This window comes from Bradyrhizobium sp. SHOUNA76 (assembly GCF_023006445.1).
In the GTDB taxonomy this organism is placed as follows: domain Bacteria; phylum Pseudomonadota; class Alphaproteobacteria; order Rhizobiales; family Xanthobacteraceae; genus Bradyrhizobium.
Genome location: NZ_JALBHA010000611.1, coordinates 1 through 3,364 on the forward strand (window position 1 = coordinate 1; position 3,364 = coordinate 3,364).

At 64.2% G+C, this 3,364-nt stretch carries 5 protein-coding genes and 1 pseudogene; 4 read left to right on the forward strand and 2 right to left on the reverse strand.

The features are described 5' to 3' along the window. Positions 1–180, reverse strand: a 180-nt coding sequence (locus MOV74_RS34295; protein WP_246931404.1) for a hypothetical protein, incomplete at its 3' end; no start/stop codon positions are given. Positions 181–228: 48 nt separating this feature from the next. On the opposite strand from MOV74_RS34295, the gene MOV74_RS34300 reads away from it, so the two are divergent. The 3 genes from MOV74_RS34300 (at position 229) to MOV74_RS34310 (ending at position 1,371) form a co-directional block, all read left to right on the forward strand. Continuing rightward, positions 229–669, forward strand: coding sequence for an MgtC/SapB family protein (locus MOV74_RS34300; protein ID WP_246931400.1), 441 nt, complete (start codon positions 229–231; stop codon positions 667–669). Positions 670–756: 87 nt separating this feature from the next. Further along, positions 757–918 (forward strand): hypothetical protein, encoded by a 162-nt coding sequence (locus MOV74_RS34305; RefSeq protein ID WP_246931401.1) that lies wholly within the window; start codon positions 757–759, stop codon positions 916–918. Between the two features lie 72 nt (positions 919–990). Continuing rightward, complete coding sequence (locus MOV74_RS34310) at positions 991–1,371, forward strand: hypothetical protein (RefSeq protein ID WP_246931402.1); 381 nt, start codon at positions 991–993, stop codon at positions 1,369–1,371. Here the strand turns inward: MOV74_RS34310 and MOV74_RS34315 are convergent. Then, entirely contained in the window at positions 1,331–2,890 is a 1,560-nt protein-coding gene (locus MOV74_RS34315) for a beta-(1-6) glucans synthase (RefSeq protein ID WP_246931403.1), read from the reverse strand. The two genes, MOV74_RS34310 and MOV74_RS34315, sit on opposite strands and share 41 nt — an antisense overlap. A gap of 329 nt (positions 2,891–3,219) precedes the next feature. On the opposite strand from MOV74_RS34315, the pseudogene MOV74_RS34320 reads away from it, so the two are divergent. Continuing rightward, positions 3,220–3,364, forward strand: a pseudogene (locus tag MOV74_RS34320) (beta-1-3, beta-1-6-glucan biosynthesis protein); the annotation flags it as partial.

Consider the following 3,364-nt stretch of genomic DNA (forward strand, 5'->3'; position numbering starts at 1 on the left):
GCCCGCCCCTGCGGCGCAGCCGGCGCCGGCGAAGCCAGAGGCCGCGTCGACCTCCGCGGGATCGACATTGTCGTCGTTCTTCAGGCGGTAGGGCGCGGCCCTATCTGGGCGGAAGCTGCTTGCATGCGGCGATCGGACGCTTGGACCTGAGCTGCCCTTTCGCAGCAGGTTTGCGTTCATTCACAACGCGCTCCAAACGTCGCCCCCTTTCCAAACTCGCGGAATTCGATGAACGAACTGGATGATGTGCTGAGGCTTCTCGTCGCGGCGGGAACAGGACTGCTGATCGGCATCGACCGCGACATGAATGACAAGCCGGTGGGAATGCGAACCCTGTCGCTGGTCGCCCTCGGCTCCGCGCTGGTCTCGATCTCCGTGATCGAGTTCCAGAACTTGCGGGACCACCCGGATGCGATCTCCCGGGTCATTCAGGGCGTCGTTGCCGGTGTGCTGACCGGCGTCGGCTTCATCGGCGCAGGCGTCATCCTGCACGATGCCAAGGCGAAGACGGTTCACGGCCTCACGACTGCGGCGACCGTGTGGATTGCGGCAGGGCTTGGAATTGCCTGCGCGCTGGGAGCCTGGCTGCTGGTCGCCGCCGCGATCGCGGTCACGTTGCTCGTGCTGTTCGTTCTCGGCTGGGTCGAGCGCCGGCTGGGATTGAAATAGGCCGCTGAGGCTCAGTCTGTACCAAATGATACGATCAAGGACGACAGGACTCGGCAATATCCGCGACGGATTTGATTCGGAGCGGAGATGATGGACGCGAAGTTTCTGCGAGAGCAACTCGCGTTGGTGCACGAGCTGGCCGAGCAGGCGGATCCCTATATCAAGCAGCGGTTGCTTGCATTAGCCGACAAATATGAGCGTCGGCTGGCCGCACAAAGCCGGCAGACACAGGAACGCTCCCAGGGTTGACAGTTCACGGGTCGTCCAGAAACTTCCACCTCCCCTGTTGCCCCGTTCCGCCATCCCGACCATATTGCCCCCATGACAAAAAAGCCCTTCCGCCTCACGCCCTACCAGGTGCAGTTCCTGCTCGTCGTCGGTTTCGTCACCGTCGGCTGTGCGTTCTACGTGCGCTATCTCGCGATCGAGTTCTCGCAGGTCGCCCTCGCCTGTGACGCCGGGCTTCAGACGCTGGTCTGCAAGGCGCGGTCGGTCTCGACCGTGCTGTTCAAGAATTCGGTGTTCGGCATCGTCGCGCTGGTGGTTGCGACGCTGAACCTGATGCGGCCGTCGATCGTGCTGCTCACCGTCGGCATCATCGCCGCCGGCCTCGGCATCGTGCTCTACAATGTCGTGCTGTCGGGCCTTGCGATCGGCCTGTTCATTCTTGGATTTGCTCGGCCCGCGCCCGCCACAGCGTGAGCGCGAACAACAGATAGATCGTGCAGGTCCAAAGCGACTGCCAGTTGTCGCGGCCTTCGTTGAAGAGCACAAAGACGGCCGACAGCGCCAGCACGCCCGCGAACACCGATTCCGCGATCGGACGCTGGCCGATCTGCGGCCGGTTCAGCATCAATAGCGCAAACGGAACCACCGCCATCGTCAGCGAGGCGTAGGGAAAATCCTTGTAGCGCGGGTCGAACACGAAGCCGAGCGCGGTAGCGGCCCCGATCACCGCCGTCACCGCGAGCGTCAGGCCGAGCACGGCGGTGAGCTTCGACCATTTGCGGCCCTCGCGCGGACCGAGCAGATCGAGGAAGGTCGGAAGGCTGCGGCCGATCACCATCGCCTGCGCGCAGAAGATCGGCGACAGGATGCCGGCGAGCAGCAGCGCGCCCCAGAGCAGCCAGCCACCGATGCCGTAGCTCTCGTAATACATCTTGTCGGCGCCGATCCCGAGCAGGCTCCCCGCCGTCGTCGCCGAGATGGCGACACCGAGCCAGGCCGAGAAGCGCGGCGTCCACGGCCGCCGCCGCAGCGTGATGAGCGCGACCGCGAACACCAGCACGGACAGGCCCATGCCCGCGCCCATGTACCATTTCCAGTACGGGAAATTGCTGATCGGCTCACCCGGGGGATATTTCAGGCTCCGGCGCACCGAATCGTACAGGCCCCAATAGCCGCCGACGGTGCCTTCCAGCTTGCGCTTCCACGGCTGGTCGTAGGACTCGATCAGATTGACGCGAAACTTGTTCGCCTTCGCAAGGCCCAGGATTTCCGAGACGACGCGCGCCTGGTTGGCGCGCGAGGGCAACGCGCCGTCGCGCATGCGCCCCTCGCTCGGCCAGCCGGTCTCGCCGATCAGGATCTCCTTGCCGGGGAACGCCACCGCCATGCGCTCGCGGATCGCCTCGACATGGGCGGAAGCGAATTTCGCCTTGACGGGCAAATCCTCCCAATAGGGCAGGATGTGGATCGTGACGAAGTCGACGACGTCATAGACCTCGCGGTTCTTCAGCCAATATTCCCAGACGTCGGCATAGGTGACGGGCACGCTGACCTGCGTCTTCACCAAGCGGATGATGGAGACGAGGTCGGCCGTGGTCATCTCGCCGCGCAGCAGCACCTCGTTGCCGACGATGACCGAGGTGATGATGTCGGGGAATTGCTTGGTGAGGCGGATGGCGAGCGCGGCCTGCTCATAATTCTTGGTGCGGTTGCTGGAGAGCCAGATGCCCTGCAGGACTTTCAGCCCGCCGACCTTGGCGGCGATCGCCGGCACCTGGTCGAGCCCGTTCTCCATCGAATAGGTGCGGACGCAGTCGGTGATCTGCTTGAGCTGGCGCAGGTCCTGCTCGATCTGCTCGGCCTCGATATGGGTCCACGCCTCCAGCGGCGTCTGCTCGCCGCGGAACGGCGCGTAGGAGACGCATTGGACCTTCTCGGCGGGATCGATCGGGGCGCGCGCGAGTGTGATCGGCGTCGCCAACCACCACCACACGGCAGCAATCGCACCCAGTGAAACGAGCAGAAGCGCCAGTGGCGTACGAAGAGAAATCGGTTCCGTCCTCCGCGAAGGGTCCGTCGATTACCTGCTTGCACGCCATCTGCCAAGGGGGTGCTCCGGTGCGGATCCGCTCCTGCCCCAAAGGAATGGGGCTGCGGCGGTTCGACCGGGACCTAGCATCGTGACTTTGCTGGACAAAATTCCAAATACAGGTCATGGACTCCGAAAGACTTTTCCGCCGCATTGGAGACCCATTTGGACGCCATCACCGGCGCGTCCGCGGGATCCTGACGCGGACGGCCATCGGATACATTGGGGAATTCATGCGGCAACGGGTGTTCGAGTCACGAAATGCGGTCCTGCGGCAGTTCGCCGCCACCTTGGCCGTCTCCTGCCTTCTCGTTCTCGCCGGTCTCGGGGGCGCCTCCGCCCAGAGCGGCACGCCCGCGCCGGACCAGGGCAAGGCCG